This window comes from Photobacterium swingsii (genome assembly GCF_024346715.1).
Classification (GTDB): domain Bacteria; phylum Pseudomonadota; class Gammaproteobacteria; order Enterobacterales; family Vibrionaceae; genus Photobacterium; species Photobacterium swingsii.
Window position 1 is genome coordinate 281,832 of the sequence record NZ_AP024853.1, and the last position, 20,831, is coordinate 302,662.

General features: G+C 42.3%; 15 protein-coding genes. 5 read left to right on the forward strand and 10 right to left on the reverse strand.

Going from position 1 to position 20,831, the window contains the following annotated elements; translation table 11 throughout:
- Window position 1 precedes the first annotated feature (1 nt).
- The 4 genes from OCU77_RS18595 to OCU77_RS18610 all read right to left on the reverse strand — a co-directional run bounded on the left by OCU77_RS18595 (window position 2) and on the right by OCU77_RS18610 (window position 5,902).
- The gene (locus tag OCU77_RS18595; protein WP_107302659.1) at window positions 2-3,055 is read right to left on the reverse strand and encodes an efflux RND transporter permease subunit; all 3,054 of its coding nucleotides are present in this window, start codon (window positions 3,053-3,055) and stop codon (window positions 2-4) included.
- Between the two features lie 9 nt (window positions 3,056-3,064).
- The gene (locus OCU77_RS18600; protein WP_048897819.1) at window positions 3,065-4,144 is read right to left on the reverse strand and encodes an efflux RND transporter periplasmic adaptor subunit; all 1,080 of its coding nucleotides are present in this window, start codon (window positions 4,142-4,144) and stop codon (window positions 3,065-3,067) included.
- An 86-nt stretch (window positions 4,145-4,230) separates the two neighbouring features.
- Window positions 4,231-5,121 (reverse strand): LysR family transcriptional regulator, encoded by an 891-nt coding sequence (locus OCU77_RS18605; protein WP_048897820.1) that lies wholly within the window; start codon window positions 5,119-5,121, stop codon window positions 4,231-4,233.
- A 166-nt stretch (window positions 5,122-5,287) separates the two neighbouring features.
- A complete protein-coding gene (locus OCU77_RS18610) occupies window positions 5,288-5,902 on the reverse strand; it encodes a GGDEF domain-containing protein (protein ID WP_261856010.1) in 615 nt (204 codons plus the stop codon).
- A gap of 873 nt (window positions 5,903-6,775) precedes the next feature.
- Here OCU77_RS18610 and galE point away from each other — a divergent pair.
- Window positions 6,776-7,792 carry a UDP-glucose 4-epimerase GalE gene (galE, locus tag OCU77_RS18615; RefSeq protein WP_048897822.1) on the forward strand — a complete coding sequence of 339 codons (1,017 nt, stop codon included), beginning with the start codon at window positions 6,776-6,778 and terminating at the stop codon, window positions 7,790-7,792.
- Between the two features lie 92 nt (window positions 7,793-7,884).
- Here the strand turns inward: galE and OCU77_RS18620 are convergent, their stop codons facing one another.
- Both OCU77_RS18620 and arcC read right to left on the reverse strand, forming a co-directional pair.
- Window positions 7,885-10,527: a molybdopterin-dependent oxidoreductase gene (locus OCU77_RS18620; RefSeq protein WP_048897823.1), complete on the reverse strand. Its 2,643-nt coding sequence runs from the start codon at window positions 10,525-10,527 to the stop codon at window positions 7,885-7,887.
- 511 nt (window positions 10,528-11,038) lie between these two features.
- Entirely contained in the window at window positions 11,039-11,971 is a 933-nt protein-coding gene (arcC, locus tag OCU77_RS18625) for a carbamate kinase (RefSeq protein ID WP_048897824.1), read from the reverse strand.
- Between the two features lie 538 nt (window positions 11,972-12,509).
- Between arcC and OCU77_RS18630 the strand changes: the two genes are divergently transcribed.
- Window positions 12,510-13,196, forward strand: a complete 687-nt coding sequence (locus tag OCU77_RS18630; RefSeq protein ID WP_048897825.1) for a VC0807 family protein — start codon at window positions 12,510-12,512, stop codon at window positions 13,194-13,196.
- A gap of 147 nt (window positions 13,197-13,343) precedes the next feature.
- Here OCU77_RS18630 and OCU77_RS18635 read toward each other — a convergent pair whose 3' ends face one another.
- Complete coding sequence (locus tag OCU77_RS18635) at window positions 13,344-14,210, reverse strand: DNA ligase (RefSeq protein ID WP_048897826.1); 867 nt, start codon at window positions 14,208-14,210, stop codon at window positions 13,344-13,346.
- A gap of 252 nt (window positions 14,211-14,462) precedes the next feature.
- On the opposite strand from OCU77_RS18635, the gene OCU77_RS18640 reads away from it, so the two are divergent.
- The gene (locus OCU77_RS18640; protein ID WP_048897827.1) at window positions 14,463-15,515 is read left to right on the forward strand and encodes a PTS transporter subunit IIC; all 1,053 of its coding nucleotides are present in this window, start codon (window positions 14,463-14,465) and stop codon (window positions 15,513-15,515) included.
- Between the two features lie 15 nt (window positions 15,516-15,530).
- Here the strand turns inward: OCU77_RS18640 and OCU77_RS18645 are convergent, their stop codons facing one another.
- Window positions 15,531-16,043 carry a hypothetical protein gene (locus OCU77_RS18645; RefSeq protein ID WP_107302658.1) on the reverse strand — a complete coding sequence of 171 codons (513 nt, stop codon included), beginning with the start codon at window positions 16,041-16,043 and terminating at the stop codon, window positions 15,531-15,533.
- Between the two features lie 246 nt (window positions 16,044-16,289).
- Here OCU77_RS18645 and OCU77_RS18650 point away from each other — a divergent pair, with 246 nt between their 5' ends.
- Window positions 16,290-16,976 carry a hypothetical protein gene (locus OCU77_RS18650; protein WP_048897829.1) on the forward strand — a complete coding sequence of 229 codons (687 nt, stop codon included), beginning with the start codon at window positions 16,290-16,292 and terminating at the stop codon, window positions 16,974-16,976.
- 89 nt (window positions 16,977-17,065) lie between these two features.
- A complete protein-coding gene (locus OCU77_RS18655; protein ID WP_048897830.1) occupies window positions 17,066-17,383 on the forward strand; it encodes a cupin domain-containing protein in 318 nt (105 codons plus the stop codon).
- A gap of 81 nt (window positions 17,384-17,464) precedes the next feature.
- Here OCU77_RS18655 and OCU77_RS18660 read toward each other — a convergent pair whose 3' ends face one another.
- Window positions 17,465-18,901, reverse strand: coding sequence for a basic amino acid/polyamine antiporter (locus OCU77_RS18660; protein WP_048897831.1), 1,437 nt, complete (start codon window positions 18,899-18,901; stop codon window positions 17,465-17,467).
- Window positions 18,902-19,241: 340 nt separating this feature from the next.
- Complete coding sequence (locus tag OCU77_RS18665; RefSeq protein ID WP_048897832.1) at window positions 19,242-20,720, reverse strand: FAD-dependent oxidoreductase; 1,479 nt, start codon at window positions 20,718-20,720, stop codon at window positions 19,242-19,244.
- Window positions 20,721-20,831: the final 111 nt, after the last annotated feature.

Consider the following 20,831-nt stretch of genomic DNA (forward strand, 5'->3'; position numbering starts at 1 on the left):
CCTAAATTTGCGCTATTGTGGCTGTTTTTATTAATGCAGAGGTGTCTTTTGTCGTTAGCTTATAAATGGCTGGCATCACCAGCAATGACAGTACCGTTGCTGCAGCTAGTCCGCCTATAATTGTGGCTGCCATTTGATCGAAGAGTAAGTCGCTAAGCAGGGGAATCATGCCAAGAGCCGTGGTTAATGCCCCCATGGAAATCGCCATAGTACGGTTTACGGTTGCTTCTTTGATTGCATCTGACAGGGCTAAACCGTTTTTACGTTCAAGCTCTATTTGATCCATCAAAACGATGCCGTTTTTGATAATCATGCCTGTGAGGGTAATTGCACCTATCAATGCCATAAAGCCAAATGGCTTGCCAAAACCCAGTAAGGCGAAAGTGGCACCTGTTGCTGCAAGTGGAATCGTGGCAAGAATAATGGCGGGTTGTTTAAAGCTATTGAACATAGCAACCAAAATCACAACCATGATTAGCATGGCTTTTGGTAGTTGTTTGAAAATATCGGTAATCGCCTTATTTTCATCATAATATTCACCTCCCCATTCCATGTGATAGCCAGGGGGAAGGGCGATTGCTTCAATGTCGGCTTTTATCGCATTACGCACTCTGGCTGGGGTTGAATCACGGCTGACGCCAGCCTGTGCAGTGATGGTTTTCAAACGGTTACGGCGCCAAATCATGCTTTCTTCAGCGGAAAGCGTGAAACCATCAGCGACTTGCCCGAGTGGAACTGTGTGTAAGCCAAGTAATGACTTCACAGGCAGTGTTTCTAGTGATGCCATGCTCTGCTCTGAACCGCGAAGTTGAATTGGGATTAGTTCATCATTTAGGTTCATTTGACCGAGTGGTATACCATTTGATGCTCGTTTCATCGCGAATGCAATATCAGCTCGGTTGATCCCTGCACGTCGTAACTTTTCTTGATTAATGATCGGTGTAATGACCTTACTGGTTTGGCGCCAATCATCACGTACATATTTGCTTTCTGGGTGTGCTGCCATGATGACTTTTGCTTGCTCAGCAAGATGATGTAAAACACTAACGTCAGGCCCAGAGAAACGAGCTTCTACTGCATATTTATCAGCTGTAGCTAGCTTCAAACCTCGGAAGCGTGGTTCTGCGTTTGGGTAATTTTCTGTTAGCCATTTATCACCACGTGCAACGAGGGCGTTGATGCCTTCAAAGTTTGTTGTGTTGATAAGTATTTGGCCATAGGCAGGGTCGAGTGGTTCAGGTTCTACAGTGACAGAGAAACGAGGGACGCTCGCGCCAATCATAGTTGAAATGCTTTCGACTTCAGGTTGAGCGCGTAGCCATTGTTCTATTTCTTTCATGTCAGCCGATGTTTGCTCTATTTTTGCGCCGTTTGGTAGCCAGTAATCAAGGAATACAACAGGGCGATCAGATTGTGGAATGAAGTTAACATTGATGTATGGAACGGCAATAGCCGTCACTATGATAAGCGGAATCAGACCTGTGAGTGTTTTTACCGGGTGATCGACTGTCCAGTGAATACATTGCCTTAATCGGCTTGGTTTTACGTCTGATTTGATTGATTGTGGTTTAATGAATAACCAGCACATTAAAGCGGTGAATGTCATGGCGACAAACCACGAAAGTAACAGTGAAGCGGCGATGATGTAGAAGACAGAACCTGCAAATTCAGCTGCATCTGTTTTTGAGAACAAAACAGGGCTGGCACCCATGATGGCAATTACCGTAGCGCCAAGTAGGGGCAGTGTGGTTTCTTTCACTGAATCAATGGCTGCGACTGTACGTTCTATACCTTTGTTGAGTTTTGACTGCATCATATCTGTGATGACAATGGCATTATCGACAAGCATCCCCAATGCAAGAATAAATGTGCCCAAAGAAACCCGATGTAAATCAATGCTGTTGATGTTCATGTAGACAAGTGTCAATAGAATAGTGAGCAGTAAGCTGCCACCGACGATCGAAGCACTTTTAAAGCCCATAAATACCAAAAGGACGATGAAGACGATGGCCACACTTTCTAGTAAGTTTATGACAAAATCATCGATTGATTTTTGGACTTCTTCGGGTTGATAGGCCACTGTTGATATTTCAACGCCCAATGGTAATGTTTGCTTAAAGTCTTTAATAATGGTGTTTATTGAGTCGCCAAGCGAGACAACGTTAATACTTTGAACTGGGCTAACGGCTAATGTTACAGCGGGCTCGCCATTAAAACGGTTTTCAGTTAATGCTGGTGTTTGGTAGCCCATAGTGACATTAGCAATATCACCTAAGCGAATAAGACCGGTTCCTAATTCGCTGATACCGCCTTTAATGACGAGGTTTTTAACATCGGTCAATGATTGGAAATTACTACTTTGGTTTACGCGAATGCGTTCTTGGCCTGCATCGAATTTACCTGCTTCAAAAGCCATGTTTTGAGCATTCAATTGGTTCCAAATTTGAGAGGCAGATAAACCGTACTGCGCGAGACGCTCGTCTGGTAAATCAATATAAACAGCGCGCGGTTGAACCCCATGAAGTTCTATTTTCTTGATACCTTCAACAGCTTTTAATTGGCGTTGAAGTGTTTCTGCATAGCGGCGTAACTCTTCTGGTGCTGCATCGGTGCTATGAATCGAAAATAGCATGCCGTAGACTTCAGAAAATTCGTCCTGAACGATATTCATTTGTGCTGTTGCAGGTAAGAGCAAGCTTACATCATTCACTTTCCGACGTAATAAATCCCACTGCTGTGGTAAATCTTTAGAGTTGAGGTTTTCTTTTAAATCAACAAATACCATTGAAAGGCCCGGTCGAGATAATGAACGTAGTCGATTGAGTGAGCCCATTTCTTGGAGTTTTGTTTCTATGGTATCGGTGACTTGGTATTCGACTTCTTCGGCGGAAGCTCCTGGGTACAGCGTCACGACAACAGCTGTTTTAACCGTAAAACTAGGGTCTTCTAATTTTCCTAAATCAAAGTAAGAGTAAAGTCCTGCAATGATGCTTAGTACGCTGAAAAAAATGACGAATGTTCGCTGGCGTATCGCGAATTCGGCTAAATTGATCATGGTGATTCCTTATAGCGTTTTAATGATCAATGTCGGTGCATTATCACCGGGCGTTAAATAGCTGCTACCACTGATAACGACATAATCATCAGCGGCGAAATTGCCAGTAACACAAGCGCTGTAGGCATCTAAAGATTGCAGGGTAACGCTTTCTCTCGTGATAAGGTTATTGCGAATAAGGTGAACATGCATGTCTTCTTTATTTCCAATCAAGGCTGAGTAAGGCAAACAGTAATCACTGTCTGAGAGCGATAGAGGGGTACTGACTGTCACCGTTTTCCCCGGGAAAAGTTCACTGTCATGCTCGTCAAGGGTTAAGGTGACTGTGTAGGTTTGTTTGATAAGATTTGGCGTTGTGGTGATTTCAGACACTGTCGCGAGCAAACTTTTGTCTGATTGGAACCAAGAAAGGGCAGCAACTTGGTTTAGCTTGAATTGTGCAATTAGGCTTTCTGGTACGTCAATTTCCACTTCAAGTTGGTTGTTTTGTTGCAGTGTTAGAATGGCACGTCCTGGCAATACCTGCTCAAAGCTATCAAGCGTGATATCACCAATAACACCATCAAAAGGAGCTGTTAAGGTGGTGTAGTTCAAGGTGTCCGTCGCACGTTGAATATTTTTTTCAACCACTTTGACTGCCGCTTGGCTGCGTTCGTACCCACTGATGGCGCGGTCAAGATTAACATTGGCAATGGCATCATCTTGTATTGCTTGCTGCACACGCTTTAACTCGGCTTTGGCAAGCCTATGGGCAGATCTTGCTTCTAGCATGCGGGCTTGTAGTTCCTCGAGGGCGACTTGATAGTCATGAGGATCCAGTTGGGCAAGTGTTTGGCCTTTAGTGACCACGTCACCTTTTTTGACCGAAATATTTGTGATTGTCCCGGGAACACGAAAAGCTAATGCCGCTTGTTCTTGCGATTGAACCACACCGCTAAAAAATTTCTGACTTGTTGGTTGTGCTGTTTGTAGTTCAATAACTTGAACGGGGCGTTCTGCTTTAGTCGTGGGCGTAGAAGAGATACTTTGATTGCAACCAGTAAGACTGATCAGTAATACAGCCAAAGTGGTTTTGTTGAATGTATTCATAAGATAGCTCCTTGATGTTGCGAGCTATCTTACAATTGAACACTATTCGGATAATCGGTGATTTATGAGATTCACTGTCCTAAAAGTTAGGACAATATGCTGAGTTTCGGTACTTCAGTGACCAAATAATCAATAAGTGTGCGGCTGGCGGTATTCAAACTGCGCGGTTGTTGATAAAGCAACCAACCATTTTCATCGATCGTTGTTTGGCCGTCTAATACAATTTCCAGTTTATTTTCCTGAATTTCTTTGCTTACCATTAACTTAGGGACGAAGCTGATCCCTCTATTGAGCATAGTGGCACTTTTGACAAACCCTATGCTGTTACAAATGAGCTTGGGTGAGAGCTTGATACTTTGTTGAGCAAAATGCCAATGGTCATCAACTTCGCCACTTGGCCAACGAAAACAGATGCTTTGATGGTGCTGAAGGTCATCAAGTTTGGTTGGTTTCCCGTATTTTTCAAGATAGGCTGGAGAAGCTACGAGGCAACGGCCTAATGATAGGATTTTTTTGGCAACCAAGTCTGAATCGAACAATTGTCCGCCATGAAAACAAAGATCTAACCCTTGTAGATGCATGTCATTAAAACCGTTAGTAATGTTGCGTACATCAAGTTCGACATCTGGGTAATTGTCCTGAAACTTAAACAAAATGGGTTGCAATAACTCATGAGTTTCCGGTAATAAGCCTAGCTTTATACGGCCTGTGACATTCGAGGTTGCATTTGTGACCATTGCGTTGGCTGAATCGAGAATGGCGAGTCCTTTGAGTACTTCTTGATAGTAAGCTTCACCATTGTTCGTAAGGGATAATGTTCGAGTTGTTCTATGAAACAATTTTGCACCAAGGGTGTTTTCAAGATCGATAATCTTACGGCTTACATTACTTCGTGGTAGATCAAGTGCATTTGCGGCGGCGGTAAAGCTTCCAAGTTCAGCTACTTTGATAAATAGTTTCAACTCTTCGATTTTCATCCAATCCCTGCATGTCGATATATTGGGTTATCAATATTGATATAGTAACAAGGGAAATAGAGTAGAAATTATTTTTATAAAAGATATTCAGCGAATTGACAGTAAGCTTTATTCATACCGCCACGATAGCAAATGTATTGTGACGGTTAATAATAAGGTGGGAAAACTAGTCGCTGACGGCGATTTGGTTTTTACCCCAGCTTTTAGCGCGAAGTAGGGCGCTGTCTGCTTTGATATAATCGTAACTGAATTCTTGGTACTCAACCTGCGTTAAGCCAATACTGATAGTGACTTGTATTTTTTCCCCAGAGTCTAGTTCTAAAGACCAACTTGATAACACTTCACGAAGTCGGGAGGCTAATTCTTCTGCTTGCTTTATGTCAGTTTCTGGTAGTAATAAACAGAACTCTTCACCACCAATGCGAGCAATGTGATCACTTTGGCGGCAATGTTCTTTCAGGCACTTGGCGATCATCATTAGGATTTTGTCACCGGCTTTTAAGCCAAAACGATCATTAATTTCTTTTAGGTTGTCGATGTCGATCAACGCGAGTGAAAAATCGCGTAAGTAGCGTTTACTTCTCGCAGCTTCACTTTGATAAATCGGTATTAAACCTTGGCGGTTATGTAAGCCGGTTAAAAAGTCAGTTGAAGCGGTTTTTTTGACTAACTCAATAGCTTCATTTCGATGGCGGGCAAGCAAATAGGCAAGGATCAGTACAATTGAGTAAGCACTAATGTTCTGCAGCGCTTCGGGTATTTGAATATGCTTTTCAGTCATGGACTCTACACTGAGGACCATATAAAGAATGCCAAACAGAGAGCTATACCACCAAGCCGTTTTGGTATTTAGGGAAAAAAAGCAAAGTAGTGGAATCGTTAGCCCGATGGTGTGGCAAATGTCATTGTCACCTTTCAGCATAAACCCGAGTGTACATGCTGTTGTGGTAAAAAAGATGAGCACCCACACGAGCAAGTAGGGGTTAATATTTTGGCGATTAACATACATTAAGGCGTAACAAAGTAGTGCGCCTATTAGTGCAGATAAGGTGAATATACTGCTTACATCAGACACAAAGTAGCTAAAAGCAATGATGGTGCAGATAATCCCTGAAGCAGGGAAAAGGACCGAAAGTTGCTTTTGTAGGGTCTGTTTACTTAATTCAATGTATGCGAAATTGGGGGATTCAAGTTGACTGCTCTTTATGCAAACCGGCATATATCTCTAACTTCCATGTAACTGTGTGAGTGAAGAACTTCTCATCATGTGAAGAACGTCACCAGAATAAGCGGCAAATTGTGCGATGTCCAATATTTATATGAAATAAGTGGACTAAATTAATTTGGCGTAAGAATGAATTTAATCATCCATTGAGTCAATGGTATTTACTTAATTGGTGTCTGTATGGTTACTAGGTAATCTATTAATACTTTGGAGGTATTGGTGTTTGTTAGAACTGGCTCGTTTAGCGTGTGTCTCGGAGTTTTAGTTATTCTTGATTGATGGATAAAAGTTATGAAACTTGCGACTCATGGTTATAAAATCAGCGTAAAGTGCCTTACATTTTTATAAGTCTTTAAAAATAGCGTACAATGGTGACAGAAATTTTGTCTTCGCTTTTAAAGAACAGGCAGCCAAATCAAGGAGAACGCCATGCGCGTATTAGTTACTGGTGGTATGGGTTACATAGGTAGCCATACATGTGTGCAGATGATTGAAGCTGGGATGACGCCAATCATTTTAGATAACTTATACAACAGTAAATCATCAGTTTTGGATCGTATTGAAGCATTGACCAATGTTCGCCCTGCTTTTTATCAAGGTGATATTCGTGATCGTGCTTTCCTTGATGCTGTATTTAAAGAAAATGATGTCGAGGCAGTTATTCACTTCGCTGGCTTAAAAGCGGTCGGTGAGTCTGTAGAAAAACCATTAGAATATTATGACAACAATGTTCATGGCAGCTTGGTGCTGGTTGAGGCTATGCGCGCAGCGGGTGTGAATAGCTTGATTTTTTCATCGTCAGCAACGGTATACGGTGATCCTGCATCTGTGCCTATCACTGAGGATTTTCCGACAAGCGCAACGAATCCATATGGTCGTAGTAAGCTAATGGTGGAAGAGTGCTTAACGGATATTCAGCATGCTTACCCTGAAATGAGTATTACGTTACTTCGCTACTTCAACCCAGTCGGCTCGCATCAATCAGGCACCATGGGTGAAGATCCACAAGGTATTCCAAATAACCTGATGCCATTTATCTCTCAAGTGGCGGTTGGTCGTCGTGAATCTTTAGCGGTATTTGGTAATGATTACCCGACAGTTGACGGTACGGGTGTGCGTGATTATATCCATGTTGTTGATTTGGCGGATGGTCACCTTGCTGCTCTAAATTACAAAGGGAAAGATGCGGGTCTTCATATTTATAACCTAGGTACCGGCAATGGTAGCAGTGTGTTAGAAATGGTCGACGCTTTTTCAAAAGCCTCGGGTGCTGAAGTGAAATACCATATTGCAGACCGTCGTCCTGGTGATATTGCAGAGTGTTGGGCTGATCCAGCTAAAGCAAAAGCTGAATTGCACTGGGAAGCTAAACATACAGTAGAAGATATGACAGCGGATACATGGCGCTGGCAGTCAACGAACCCGAGTGGTTATCCTGACGCATAAATGGTTAATAGCCATTGTGTTGGTGAAAGTATTGATTAATAAAAAAGCAGCCTTGGCTGCTTTTTTAATTTCAATGAAACATCCTAGTCGTATTATTTGGCATCTTTCGCGTTAGCTTCAAGAAACGCCATGACTTCTTCGCGTTCTATCGGATTCAGCCCTGCACGAGGGAACATACTTTTAGTTATGCCGTGCCATTGTGATTTCGTATATTGTTTGGGATCTTTGGCCGAATGACACATAGTACAGCGCTGATAAAATAATTCTTCACCAACGCTTTGCTGAGAGCTTACTGAACTTTCATTCGCCAAAGTTGTAGTGACTGTGCCTATATTTACTTCTGTCTTTTGCGCCAATACCTTAGGTGGTTCGAATGCTAAGTTTGATGATTCAGGGTCACGACACCGTTGGATGTAGGCTAAGCAAGTATTGGCACTGGTCGCTTGGCTCAAATCACTGGATGCTTGGCTTGATGTTAAGACATTGATTGAACCGCCGTTACAACGTCCTTGACTATCAAACTGTACCCATGCTCCTTCTTCCAAACTGATCACACCAGCCATGATTTGATCAGAAACTTTTGCACCTGCAATTACACGCCCGCGATCATTAAAAATCTCAACCAGTTGGCCGGAACGAATGCCGTGTCTTTGGGCATCTATATCGTTAATAAGAACATATTGACGGCCTTGTACATTTTCATACTTGCGGACGTCTGAATTTGCTAGTTGAGAGTGTACGCGCATATAAGGATGAGGACTCACGACATGCACTTGGTTTGGCTTTGCATTACCCAAGTATTCAAAGGGTTCTAGAAATGTCGGCATGGGTGGACAATCTTTAACCTCAAAATTAGCAATATCTTGGCAGAAAAGCTCAATTTTTCCAGATGTAGTATGAAGCGGGAACTTATCAGGGTTGTGATAAAAATCACCATGCCTTACCCATTGATTTGCTTCTTGCGGTACAGGTAGCAATGCAACGCCAGTTTGCCAGAAATCATCGAAGGGAAGTGTGGCTGAAGACGCTTTATAGGCGCGCTTTAAGATGTCATCGAATGATAAACCATCGGTAAATTTGTCTTCAACGTTAAAGATTGCTGCCAGCTTGCGGAAGATTTCAAAATCATCAAGGCTTTCACCATAAGGCTGAATAACTTGGCGCATGGCATAAATTTTATCGTTGCTGTAAGTGCCACCAGAAGAAAGATCATTACGCTCTAAGGTACTTGTTGCTGGCAGTACAATATCGGCATAACGTGAAGAGGCACACCACCATGGGTCTTGGCAAACGAAGGTTTCAACTTTATGGTTAAGCGCTGCGATTAGCTCGTTAGTATCTTGTTGGTGTGATAATAAATTATTACCAGCGTTATACACCATTTTGATATCAGGATAGGTATATTCAATGCCATCACGCGTGAACGTTTTACCTGGGTTCATTAGCATTTCGGAAATGCGTGATGCAGGGCAGGTTGCACTGACTGGGTTTTTCCCTTGTGATAAACCGATTGGTAGTGCTTTGCCCGATTGTGGCATGCCACCATTACCGTAATGCCAGCTAAAGCCAACACCTTCACCCGGCTTACCAATTTTACCTAGCATTGCTGCGAAGTTAATGATTGCCCAGTGCGTCATTTCACCATGATTTGCTCGCTGTAAAGACCAGCCTGCAGCAAACTGAGTTTTGCTTGTTGCAAACTTTTCAGCCATTGCCTGTATGTTTTCGGCAGGTATACCCGTAATATTCGCTGCCCACGCTGGCGACTTAACAACGCCATCGTCTTTTCCCATCAGGTGATTGATGTATTTATCAGCACCAACTGTGTAGCGTTCGAGATAGGCGTTATCGTGCAGGCCACTAACGTAAACGTGTTGTGCCATGGCTAAAAAAAGCGCGGTATCGGTATTAGGAACAATTTTTACCCACTCAGCATTGAGTTCGTCATCAGTTCTTGTTCGTTGTGGGTTAATGGATATGAACTTTATGCCTTTATCTGCAAACTGCTTCCAATGTGAATACATCTGGTGATCAGCAACACGGAATTCGATGCGGTTGTTTTTCCAAGGGTCACAGCCAATAAGCACAAATGTTTCGGTGTGTTCTTCAATAACTGGCCAAGCTGTTTGCGGTGAATAGACCTCCATGTCGCCAATAACATGAGGCAAAATCACTTGGGATGCACCACCTGAATAGTCACCTGTTGTTGTACTTTGACCACCGATTAAATTGAAAAAGCGTCCTTGTAATACTTGGGGTCTCATCAGTCCTGCGTGTGACCAACCACCGTAAGAGCTGCTGAAAATAGCTTCATTGCCATGCTTGGTTGCTGTAGTTTGAATCGCATCGGCAACAAGAGAAAGAGCCGTTTCCCAACTAACACGCACGAAAGGTTCTTTTCCGCGTAAGTGTGGCTTGCTGTTGCCTTTAGGGTCTGCAAGGTAAGATGCTCTGACCATGGGGTACTTAACGCGAGTTTTATCATAAACACGACCAATTAAACCCTCTGTTAACATTTCAGTTGGCATTGCATCTATTTCTTTGCGAGGTTGAATACCAACAAGTACCCCCGCTTTTACGATGGCATTAAAAGGTCCCCAATGACTAGCGTGTGGGATCACTTCGATATCTTCATCATCAAAAAATTTTGAAGCAGGGTAAACCATTAAGCCACCACCTGCGGCAACAGCCGTAGCAATGGATGTTTTTAAAAAAGTACGTCGAGAAATGGCCATCTTACGTTCCATATTATAGGGGCTTATCGCGGCTTAATGAGTTGATAAGCAAAGCAATGACTACATCATAAAGCATTATAAGTGGCATTTAAAATGCTCTTTATGTGTAGCGAGAGTGAGGTGTGATTATCGCTGCTGTTTTTGCGTGTTTTATCGTCTAAAATCTGTTTTTTGTTGGAATTCCCAGCATGTTGTGATGTTAAATAAAATCTAAAAAAGAGATTTCAATTTTGGTAAAGATTATTAAGTTAGTAGACGAAGGCTAGATGGGCATTGATTCAATAATATAAGAAGGATATAGCTAGATATAGTTTGTAGATTACATTAAAAATGCAGAGTGGATTAAAGCAGAGAGGGAAGGTGCTCTTTTTAATTTTATTAAAGTTACATGTATATATGAAAAAATAGACGCAGTAATTAATAACTTATTTAAGATGAAAAAGTGTAACTTCAAAAGAAGTTACACTTAAATGGAATTGGTAGTTTTGTTTAAACGACAGGTTATTTAACCTTAGTAGTAAACAATACCTTCGCCTTGAGTAATTAGCGTACCAGCTTCGTTACGTGTAATACGGTCTAAATCGAATAAAGAACCGATAGCTGCATTACCACGGCCTGAATTTACAAATTGACATACAGCATCAATCTTAGGACCCATAGAACCAGCAGGGAAGTTAAACTCAGCCAGGCCAGCTGGCGTTGCTTGTTTCATTTCAGCTTGGTCTTCTTTACCGAAGTTACGGTAAACTGAGCCGTCAGTTAGAATGATGAATAGGTCAGCATTGATTTTTTCTGCTAGTAATTCAGCGGTTAAATCTTTATCGATAACACACTCTACACCTGTGCCAATACGGTTGTCGTCGAAGCAAACTGGTACGCCGCCGCCGCCACAAGCAATAACTAGGTTGCTTGCTTTAAGCAGTGTTTCAACTTGTTGAAGTTCAACAATATCTTTAGGCTTAGGTGATGGAACAACGCGGCGGAAGTAGTCGCCATCTGCTTTAAACATCATGTCAGATGAAGCCATGATTTCTTTTGCACGCTCTTCTGTGTATACAGGGCCAACAAATTTAGTTGGATTAGCAAAAGCTGGGTCTTCTTTGCTTACTTCTGTTTGTGTTACAAGTGTAGCAATTGCTAGTTCGCGGTCAACGTTACGAAGTTCTTGTTGAAGCATGTAACCTACCATGCCACAAGTTTGTGAACCAAGTACGTCCATTGGGTATGGTGTAGTTTCAGGTGAGTACTCTTGGTACGCTGAGTTTTGTTCCATTAATAGGCCAACTTGTGGGCCGTTACCGTGAACAACAACAATTTCATGCTCTTTAGCAATTGCAGCAATGCTTGCTGCTGCTTTTTTAATATTCTCGCGTTGGTTTTCAGCGGTGAGTGCTTGGCCACGAGCTAATAAGGCATTACCGCCTAAAGCTAATACTATACGCATATGATCATATCTCTCTGATTATTTAATTATTATTTATTTTTGACTAAATTAACTCTGGTGAAACCAGGCTATTTATATCGGGTCGTAGAATAATCATTAAGTGGCTGAAATATTTACCGCCTTAATGTGGGGGTAGAATAAGAAAAAAAAGCATGATGAAATGTGATAAAACTCTAACTATCATAGTACTAGCAAGTACGAAGGAAATAACGCTAAAGCGTAACAGCGATTAATTATCCAGCTTCATGAGTAAATGTAATTAATAGTAAGGTCATTATATACTTTTGATTCGTAAGAAATGCATAAACTGCCATAGAAGGAGTAGGGTAAATTTACATGTTTTCTTTGAATAATGTCGGTTAGGTCACAATATCTTTACGTTATAGAAGGAAATTAGGTGCTTAGTGGGTATCTGCTATGTTTATAAGTAGTAGGTATACGCCGCTTAACGCTTTGTAACGCACTCGGGCTTTACAGTGTGTTCAAATCACGGAACAATAGGCGCGCATTGATATTAGATTAACGTTTGTAAGGCACTATGACAGAGAAAAAATCAAATCCGTTTTTAGAGATTGTGTTTAATGTAGTGGTTCCTTCTGGGATCCTCATGAAGCTCAGCGGTGAAGAACACCTAGGATCTGTCGGGGCGCTAGTGATTGCTCTGGCTTTTCCATTAGCATTTGGTGGTTATGAGCTAGTACGTTTTCGTAAATTTAACTTCATATCCTTACTGGGTTTTGTGAGTGTTTTGCTAACAGGTGGTATTGGTTTACTTGAATTAGATACTAAATGGTTAGCAGTAAAAGAAGCACTGATTCCAGGCCTGATTGGTGTGGGTGTGTTCATTTCGACATTCACCAAGTTTCCTGTCGTGAAGAAGATGATTTTTAACGATACAGTGCTGAACTTAACTGAAATCAACCAACGCTTGATTCAAAATGGTCAACAAGCGGATTTTGAGCGTTGCTTAATGAATTCTAACTATTTGTTTGCAAGTACGTTTGTATTCTCATCGATCATGAATTACGTATTAGCGACTTGGATTGTAACAAGCCCTGCGGGAACGGCCGCTTTTAATGAAGAGTTGGGTCGTATGACCTTGCTAAGTTATCCTATGATAGCTATTCCATCGATGATTATGATGATGGGGATCTTCTATTTTGTTTGGCGCCAGATCCGTAGTATGACACAACTGGAAGCAGCACAAATTTTCAAAGCTCAGTAATATAAAATCTTAGAAACAAAGAAGTACGATTAAATTATTGATCTTACCGTTATAAGAAAAGCGCCCTATGGCGCTTTTCTTGTATTTGGGGAAGCCATCTAGTGGGAATCTTTAGAGTGAACCTCGCTAGAACAAATCGTGTGAGCATTAAATATCAGGGTTATTTCTGATCCTGACGTAGCGAGCAAAGCGCGGAATGCCGCTTTCAGTGAGTCCGTTATAGCGATAATTCACTGTGCTGCCAATGGCTGGTGGTGTTTGGCGTTCAGCATCTTTAAAGCCGCTGCCAATTTTGAACCTGATATTATCGGGGGTCACAACCCAAATTGCGCCCATCATACCAGTGTATTTACCTTTACCTTCTTCGTAGCCAATAACTTTGGCCTCTGCATCTTGATAACGCTTTAATTTTAAAAGTTGTTCACTTCGTCCTAGTTGGTACAAGTTGTCTTTGTGATGAATCATCAGGCCTTCACCGCCAGACGAGGATGTTTTGTCTAAAGTCTTCTCTAATTCATCTAGGTTATTGACTTCAAACTGTTCGATCACTTGAATATGCGGGTGGTTAAGTGCGGTAATTGACGTATTTAGCATGGTGTAGCGCTGAGCAAACGTCATATTCGGCGTAGGGGTGTCATAGACCATAAAGCTGATCCTACGCCATGAATCTTCATTGGGTAGTGTATCTAGAACCGTTCTGGCAACATGCTGAAAACCGCCGCGACCAGCCCATAATTCACCGTCTAATGGAATAGTGGGGAATTGATCGATAAACCAATCAGGTGCATTGAGTTTATTGCCTGAGCGAGTGACGAAGCCTTTCCCATCCCAAAAAGCACGAATACCATCTAACTTTTCACTGACTAGGTAGTCGCTAATAGACCCTTCTAAGCTTTGCTTATTTTGAACCGTAGTGAGGAGTAAATCTTTGGCTTGCATAATGGCAGGGGCTGAGTCATGAGCCAAAAGAGGGAAAGAGAGAGTTAACGCGAGAGTGATAGGGGTGATTTTCATATCAAGCCTCAAGCAGCAAAAGCCAATAGGTGACTTCTATGCTAGTCGAAATAATGCTTGATATAGTTTTTTATGCTGATAGTGGTATATGCGCTGCTTTTTTAGTGCTGCCTAATAATAAAATGAGTATAAATTGGAGCAAAATACAAGGAAATTGGTATTCATGCTGAGCTGCGTTAGAATCGCATGCCGAGTGGGGATCATACAAAAAGAAAAACTAGCTGTAACAGGACTAGAAAATACAGGTTGACTATGCAAGTAACAAAGCTAGGTATTCAAGCATTTCTGCAAAAGAAAAATATTGAGTTTACCTTTCGTAATTATTTTATTCATGTCATGAGTTTTATGGCGTTAGGGCTATTTTCATCACTTCTTATTGGATCGATTTTAAATACTATAGGTATTAAGTTTGGTATTCCCATTTTGTCCGAAACATTATGGCCAATTGCCAAGCAGATGACAGGTCCAGCAATTGGTGTCGCGATCGCTTATGCACTGAAAGCGCCACCATTAGTGCTTTTTTCGGCAACAACCGCAGGTGCTGCAGGTGCTGCAATGGGAGGGCCTGTAGGTGCTTATATTGCGGCTGTAGTAGCAACAGAATGTGGCAAACTGGTCGCGAATGAAACCAAAGTTGATATTTTAGTTACGCCTGCCGTAACTGTGACGGTTGGGGTATTGGTTGGCAGCTGGGTAGGGCCGCATGTTGGCGAATTAATGGATGGTTTGGGTAATATCATCATATCAGCGACACAGTTACAGCCGCTTCTAATGGGAGCTGTTGTCGCCGTATTAATGGGGATGGCACTAACGTTACCTATTAGTAGTGCTGCTATTGCGATCATGCTGAGTTTAAATAGCTTGGCTGCAGGTGCGGCGACTGTCGGGTGTTGTGCACAAATGGTGGGCTTTGCTGTAATGAGCTTTAGAGAAAACCGTTGGGCTGGACTTGCTGCTCAAGGGATAGGTACCTCTATGCTCCAAATGCCAAATATTATCCGAAACCCTAAAATTTGGTGGCCACCAATTATCACATCAGCCATTTTAGGCCCTGTTGCCACACTCATTTTTACAATGGAAAATACACCATTAGGTGCTGGGATGGGGACGTCAGGGTTTGTTGGTCAGATCCAAACCTACATAGCAATGGAAGGCACTGGCTTAGCCGATGGTGAAATTTATAAAGCCATTTTAATAATGCACATAGTTGCCCCTGCTGTTATTACACTCGTAATTGCAGAAATGATGCGCAAAATAGGCTGGATTAAGCCTGGTGACCTAACCTTAAATCTCTCCAGTAAGTAACTGTGAACCAATCACTTAGCTGTTATCATGGATAGCAGCTAAGTGTCTCACAGATTGTCCGCATTGATAAAAAGCGTCAGCTTGAACTTTATCAGCAACAAAAGATAAATGTGAATCCATCCCATCCATATTTAAACGTGTTTTGTTTCCCCGTGTCTTAAAAATATCAATAAATGTCGAAGCGTTGTCTGATGGTGCGGTGAGTGTGGTTGCATAAATGGGCTTGTCATCGACTTTTTTATATAAACGGTGGGTAACGGGGTAATCGTGATTCGCATACCAGTTATTGAGCTTAGTGGCAGATTGGTGAAGCAAGCCTTCACTCTTTTCTGTAAAAGCTTGACGATGAAATACTGTCACCGATGCTTCGTCATTTGCCGATAGGCTTAGTAGCAGGACGATGTTTTCTTGGTTACGTTCTTCATTTACGGTTAAGAAACAGGTGTTACCCTGCTGATGGTAACTTGAGTTCTCAAGCAATGGTGTCGAAAATGCTGATACGGTTAGAAATAAAAGTGGGGTAACCATTACTTGCCTCCTTGAGCGGTAATATTATCGCAGTGCGAAATGTGTCTTCATGACTTGAATGTAGCGAGCTCACGCTGAGAATGATGTCTTAGAGACAGGATTGCTTTAGCCTGAGAAATTGTATTAACAGTAGGACAGGTGAAATTACTAAAAGTGCAGTGATAAAATTGATAATGTACTGACATATCACACTATCTAACTGATATGATTAGTAACAGAGCAGGCTTGAATGTGAAGAAGGTAACTATGCCCTCAAAAATGCAAAATGGAAGCACGACATCATCATTGGTAATAGCTGCACTTGTTGGTTCTGTGGTTGGGTTTATTTTAGCTACGGCAGTGTGGCAACGGGAACAGCATCCCACGCTAGAGCAATACCAGCTAGCGGTTGATAAAAGTCAGCAGTTAGAAGCGAAGTATTCAAAACTTGAAGCAAGTTATACAGAGCTTGAAACGCAATCCTCACTAGATAAAGAGCAGTATACCACCGAGCTCGAAGCGGCAAATGTTCAGTTAGAGCTACAGAAGAAAGACTTTGATGCACAACTTGCCTCGCTGAAAAAACAGCAAAAGAAAATGACGGTTACCCAGAAGAAACTTGACACCAAAGTCGTTGCACTAAAAACGACAGCAGAAAAGCAAAAAGTTGTGCTTGATAACTCAAAAGAACTCTATCAGCAGCAGTTGAAGTTACAAAAACAGGTAGATAATGCAGCGGTAGATGTGAAAAAAGCACAAGCTGTTGCGAAAGAGTCTAAAAAAGCGTGCGATGAGTTTAAAAGTGGTACGAGTTGGGACTGGGTGTCAGAAGCTGATTGTACAAAATATGAAGCTAAATTGGATATTGTACAAGGTGAACAAGCTAAACTTAGCGCCTTAGAAGCAGAGCTTGAAGCACTAAATCGTAAAATTGAAATCTCATTACCTAAATAGCTGTTTTATTAAAATAGCGAATTTTAAGTTAATTTACTAAGAGGTGGGCTTGTCCCGCCTTTTTTATAGAACAAAAACAAGGATCGTAGGTGAAAAATAACTTATTTACGCATATACCTCGTGAGTTACCTCAAGAAATTTTCGAGGAAGTATTGAATACTCCCAACGTTCGTATCGAGCGTATCGTTTCTAAAGGACAGGTTACGCCTAAGAATGAATGGTACGATCAAAAAGAAAATGAATGGGTAATGGTGGTTAAAGGACAGGCGAAGCTGTTGTTTGAAGAAGGGATGGTCGAGGTTAGCTTACAGGAAGGAGATTATATTGATATCAAAGCGCATCAACGCCATCGTGTCTCGTGGACAGACCCGGTGCAAGAAACGATATGGCTTGCTGTTTTCTATTGATAGCATCCAGAAAGAGAAAGGCTTACTCATTACCATTTTGCGATAATGGAGTAAGCCGCGCACTGTTAACGTGTTCTTTGTTTAAATGTTCAGTGTACCGTTAGCGAGTAAAACAACAGCAGAAGCTGACATCAGGGTGATGATGATAGCGCCAAGCCATTCGCCTTTACCTTTCAGCAAGGGTTGCTGACGCTCTCTACGTGTCCAAAACAGGACTAATAACCCAGGGAAGTAAAGCAGGGCAACCAAGAGCAAGTAATCCAAACCTGCGGCATAAATCAGCCAAGTACCGTAAAGGGTTGCAATGGCGCTGGCGAGCAAATCCCAACGTCGCGCATTGTTGTTGCCGTCGTAGCAAGTATTTTTCAATGCCACTTGCAAACCGTAAGCGGCAGAAAGACCGTAAGGAATTAAGATAGAAGAGGTCGCGATGTTGACCAGCGTAAGGTATGTACTTTCGCTAAATAAGGTCATGATCAAAAAGGCTTGTACACCAATAGTTGAAGCCGTTAATGCCGTAATCGGTGCGCCATGGCTATTCTCTCGGCCAAACCACTGAGGAAACAGCCCTTGTTTAGCGGCAACCATAGGTGCTTCCGCTGTAACAACTGTCCAACTGAGTAACGCACCACATACTGAAACAATTAAACCAATATTGATCAGCCATGCCCCCCAAGGTCCAACAATATGCTCCAGAATTAATGCCATTGAAGGGTTATTCAGTTCAGCGAGTTCTTGTTGAGTCATCACGCCAAAAGCAAACAAAGTGACAGCGACGTATAAAACCAATGCAACCAGAAGAGCAATAATAGTCGCATGACCAATTGCTTTTCGGCTTTTTGCACGGCCTGATAATACCACTGCACCTTCAATACCAATGAAGACCCATAAGGTAATCGACATGGTGTAGCGGACTTGATCCATGACATTGCCTAAACCACTGTTATTCTGCGCCCAGATGTCCATATTGAATTTATCAAAATTGGCGGCAAGTACAGCAAAAGCAAGGAAGGCACAAAGAGGGACCAGTTTTGCGAAAGTAACCACAATGTTCACTAAGGCCGCTTCTTTTACACCTCTCGTCACAAGGTAGTGCATCAACCAAATTAAGATTGTTGCCCCTAGCATTGCTTGCCACGTATTGCCTGAACCAAACAAAATGTTGCCCGGTGAGTCAGTAAAGTAGCCAATCGCGCTAAATACGACCACAGCATAGGAGGTATTGGCCAAAAGGGTGTTTAGCCAGAATCCCCAAGCGGAATTGAAGCCAAGGAAATCGCCAAAACCGGCTTGGGCATAGGCAATAACACCACCATCTAAATGGGGTTTGCGGATAGAAAGGCTGTAAAAGACGCGCACTAAACCTAGCATACCAATACCGGTAATGAGCCAGCCTATCATTACGGCACCTGGCCCTGCGCCTGCTGCCATATTTTGCGGCAAACTGAAAATTCCGGCACCGACCATAGTGCTCAAGACTAGTGCGGTCAGAGCGCCTAATCCTAATTTATTATTCATTATAATGTTTAGCTTTTAAATAGATGCTATTAAGCCTAGTCGTAAACATCCAAATAACGCGTAGTTATTCATGATGGCGGTAGAGGTGAAGAAAGAAGATTACACCAAGATGTTCGTCTAGAGCTAAAGCGGTGAAGTAAATGAGCGGTTAAGGTAGTGGATTGTAGTATAAACATCAATTGCAAGATGATGGTTTGATGAATATATCTTCGCTTTTTATGGTTTTATTTTCGTGATGCGGTGCTTAGGAGTATTTGAGAGGTAAAGAGCAAGGTGGGTGACGACGAAGGTAGGCTTAGCAAGCTCAGAGATATACTCTGAGCATGGCTATTTTGCATTCTTAGAAAGCAACTTGGCGAGCTAGTGCGGAAGGGTAGTTTCGTTGTTCAGCTAACTGTTCGGCGAAGTGTTCAACTTGTGACAATGTTAGACTCAATGTCACGGGGAAGTCTGCTTCCAGCGAGCCAGAAACACTTGCCGTAATAAGCCCAAGTGATTGCAGTTTTTCAACAACGGCATTTGCAGCTGATAGAGCAGACGAAGCTTTGACAATTTCGGTGCGGGCATAATTCATCCCATCAAAACTAATATCGGCAGCGCGTAACGTTGCATCTTGCCCTGGAATTTGTTGTGCTCCGAATAAGGGAAGCCCACCTACTGTAGCTGTTGAAAACTCAGGAACAAACTGCGACATGTGGTGGATTGCGCGTGTACTTCTGAGTGTGACTTCATTTTCTTGCCATGCGTGGGTCAATTTCTTAATGAAAGGAGCACTTAATTCAGGTTGTGCATTCGTTGCAGTAGAGTGTACTAAGCCCTTGCTAAATAAAGTAATATCTTCTGTCATGCCATGAAGTTGGAAGTAACCATCAGGGTATGGTGTTAGTTGTGCCATGCCATTTGGAGTGCCGCGTTCACCGTGAAAAATAACTTCAGGCCATATACCTTGGCTATTTTTCCAATGGGTGACATAAGCGGCTTTAAATTCGACCATGCGTTCGCGAGGAAGCTGAGCCATGTTATCTATTGTGCCTGTTCGATACCCACAAGCATTGATGAGATAATCGACTTGTTCGCAATCCGTAACCCAATCTTGTAACTCAGCATTAAATTGCTGGAAGTGGATATCCCATTGTTGTGTTGAGTCATTCTGCTCAAGGTGATTTACTTTTGCACCTGTTAGCACTTGGCATGTATTTAGTTTCGATAATGCGAGTGAGGCTGTTGCAGCGATACGAAAGACACTCAAGCCATATTCTTGGACTAGAACGATCGGGTACTTAAATTCATCAAGATTGAGGTTTTTTGCCACTGGGATCATCCAGTCATCTAGTGTGGCTGGGGTGGTGGGTAATGCTTTGGCAGCCAGTTTAGTTAATGTGGCCTGATCATAGAGCTTAAAGTAATCGTTAGGTTCGCCTAGTACTTTATTGTTTTCATCGCTTTCAACTAAGTTTTGGTATGTCTGTTGAAGTAACTCAAGTCGAGGGAGCAATGCGTCGGGTTCACCATTATCTCGTGTTGGAACGGCGATAACGGTAGGGCGAATATTTGCCGTGTGTGGAAAAACTCTAAGGGTGTCGATTGATTGTTTTAATAAATCCAAGCATTGCTGATCTGAAATTTCACGGTACAGATTACCACCAGCGTGCAAATGACAGATAGGTGGCCCATTGACAAGTGATGCCCCTTCTTCAAATAACACAACATCAACACCTATTTCAGCGAGACGTAGTGCGATGGTTGATCCAGCAACACCACCGCCTACAATGCCAACTTTTGTGAGGGTTTTAGTGTTATTTGTTTTGTTTATAATCATTGGGTAATAACAATCAATCCGAAAAATCGAACGACTATTCTACTTAGCCCGAACAGGTATTGAAACAGTTAGAATGTAAACGTTTGCCTGTTCATCGCCTAATTGATGCAA